Consider the following 2,659-nt stretch of genomic DNA (forward strand, 5'->3'; position numbering starts at 1 on the left):
CCGGGCCGCCCGGTCGCCCCGGTAGCCGAGCAGCCCGCCGTAGAGGCTGCCCGCCGGGTCGGCCGCCAGGGCGCCCAGCGCGTCGGCGGCGTCGACGTCGTTCGCGCCCCTGACGATCAGGTCGACGAGCGCGGGGACCGCCTCGCAGGCTCCGCGCGCGCCGAGCGCCAGCGCCGCCTGGCCGCGGACCACCGGGTCGGCGTGATCGAGGGCGTCCCGCAGCAGCGCGGTGGCGGCGGGCTCCGCCAGTTCGGCGAGCGAGCGGACGGCCCGCTCCCGCACCCGCGCCGAGGACGCGTCGAGGCCCTTCGCCAGCGGCGCCGCCGCCTCCTCCCCGGCCTGCGCCAGCGCCCAGCGCAGGGCACCGGCGACGACCGGGTCCCGCTCCGCCAGCACGGCCTCGACCAGCGCCTCCACCGGCACGGGGGCGTCGTCGGCGGCGGCCAGCGCCGCGCGCTGGCGCGCCCTGGCGCTCGTCGACCCCAGCGCCTGGAGCAGCGCGACGCTCTGGAGGACGTCCTCCCAGCCCGCCGGTTCGGCGGCGCCGATCCGGCGCAGGCGGGTGAGCAGTTCGGTCTCCGCCGCGATGCGCTGCCGGGTCTCGCGGATGAGGTCGTCGACGAGGTCGGCGGGCGCGAAGCCGGGGTCGTCGAGCGCCCGCCCGACGTCGCGCAGCGACAGCCCCAGCGAGCGCAGGCTCTCGATGTGGAAGATCCGCCGGACGTCCTCGTCGGCGTACTCCCGGTAGCCGCCGTCGGTCCGGCCCGTCGGCCGCACCAGGCCGAGCGCCTCGTAGTGCCGGAGCATGCGCGCGCTCACCCCCGAGCGCCGCGCGACCTCGCCGATCAGCACCGGCTACCGTCCTTCCCCGCCCAGGGCCACCACGCGCTTCGCCTCCTCGACCGCCGCCTCGAAACCCGCCTCCGGGTCCTGCCACAGCCGCTCCGTGGCGAGCGCGTGCGCGCGCACCCGGGGATCGGGCGCCGCCGTGGCGGCCTCCAGGGCCGGCCGCGCCGCCTCCCCGAGCGCGATCAGCGCCCGGCTGAGGCTCAGCCGCGTCTCGTGTCCGCCGCGTCCGAACTGTCGCGCCAACCTTACGGCCAGCGCGGGCCTCTCACCCTCGGGCGCGAGGACGACCGCCGTCCGCCAGGCGGTCCGGGCCACCTCGTCGTCGGCGTCGGCCAGCAGCTCCGGGGTGATCGCGGGCCAGGCCCGCCGGTCCCCGATCTTGGACAGCGTGTGCAGCGCCTGGCCGCGTGCCTGGGCCCGGTCCGAGCGCAGCTCGCCGACCAGCGCCGGGACCGTCGCCGACGGCTCGTGGCGGGTGAGCGCCCAGGTCAGCATCTCCCGCACGGAGAAGTCGGGTTCCACCCCGCTCCGCTCGACGAGCCCGCCGACGAACGCCGGGTCCGGCGTGGTGCCGACCGCCAGCGCGGCCCGCAGCCGGACCGAGGCGTCGGCGTGCGCCAGCGCCCGGAACGCTCGCGTCGTGGTCGTTTCCTCCTGTGGCACGGTCATCGGGGCCACCTCCTCGAACGGCAGTCAAGACCTTGCCACCGTGTCAAGGTCAAGCGACGGCGTCGGCGGCCACCCGGAAGCCGATGTTCCCGGCGGAGCTGTCCGGCGTGTTGGAGCTGCGCGCCGCGACCCGGTAGCGGTAGCAGTAGGAGGCGTGGCACATGTGGGAGCCGCCGCGCATCACCCGCGCCGCGCCGTCCGGCGGGCCGGGCGGGTCGTGGCGCGGGCCGGTGCGGTGGAAGTCCGTGCTGAACCAGTCCGCGCACCACTCCCACACATTGCCGACGGTGTTGTACAGCCCGAAGCCGTTCGGCCGGAAGGCGGTGACCGGGGCCGTCCCCCGGTGGCCGTCCGCCGCCGTGTTCACGGTGGGGAAGACGCCCTGCCAGGTGTTGCACAAGTGGCGCCCGTCCGGGGTGAGTTCGTCGCCCCACGGGTAGCGCGCCTGCTCCAGGCCGCCCCGGGCGGCGTACTCCCACTCGGCCTCCGTGGGCAGCCGGGTGCCCGACCAGGCGCAGTACGCCTGCGCGTCGTTCCACGAGACGTGCACCACGGGGTGGTTCTGGCGGGTGGTGACCGAGGAGCCCGGCCCCTCGGGTGTCCGCCAGCTCGCCCCGGTGACCGCCCGCCACCACGGGACGGCGGCCACCTGCGGGGAGACGGCGGCGAGCCGGTCCGGCAGGAAGCCCTCGAAGACGTAGGAGAAGCCGAAGGTCTCGGCCTCGGTGCGGTGGCCGGTGGCCTTGACGAAGGTCGCGAAGGCGGCGTTGGTCACCGTGGTCGACGCGATCCGGAACGGGCTCAACTTGACGATGCGGACCGGCCCTTCGCCGTCCTCGGGGTAGCCCTGCCGGTCGTCGGTGCCCATCAGGAACCGCCCGCCGGGCAGGCCGGTGAGCTGCCGCGCCACCCGCGGGCCCCGTGGCCCCCGGACGGGGGCGGGCGCGGGGGAAGCGGGCGCGGGGGAAGCGAGGGCGGGGGAAGCGAGGGCGGGGGAAGCGGGGGCGGGGGAAGCGGGGGCGGCGAGCGTGAGCGGCACGGGCTCGTCGGCGTCACGGCCGGGAGCGCAACAGGGTTTGGGGGCGGTGGACACGCGGTTCCTCGATACGGGGTTCGGGATCCGGGGGTGGCGGGCGGGCGC

3 protein-coding genes are annotated in these 2,659 nt (G+C 76.9%); all 3 read right to left on the reverse strand.

Annotation, left to right across the window (positions count from 1 at the left end):
• A partial coding sequence (locus ABD308_RS27020; RefSeq protein ID WP_344339641.1) for a MerR family transcriptional regulator occupies positions 1-852 on the reverse strand: 852 nt, incomplete at its 3' end.
• A 3-nt stretch (positions 853-855) separates the two neighbouring features.
• Positions 856-1,518: a HEAT repeat domain-containing protein gene (locus ABD308_RS27025; RefSeq protein ID WP_344339645.1), complete on the reverse strand. Its 663-nt coding sequence runs from the start codon at positions 1,516-1,518 to the stop codon at positions 856-858.
• A gap of 49 nt (positions 1,519-1,567) precedes the next feature.
• The gene (locus ABD308_RS27030) at positions 1,568-2,557 is read right to left on the reverse strand and encodes a formylglycine-generating enzyme family protein (protein WP_486327036.1); all 990 of its coding nucleotides are present in this window, start codon (positions 2,555-2,557) and stop codon (positions 1,568-1,570) included.
• Positions 2,558-2,659 lie beyond the last annotated feature (102 nt).

The organism is Kitasatospora putterlickiae (assembly GCF_039527695.1).
In the GTDB taxonomy this organism is placed as follows: domain Bacteria; phylum Actinomycetota; class Actinomycetes; order Streptomycetales; family Streptomycetaceae; genus Kitasatospora; species Kitasatospora putterlickiae.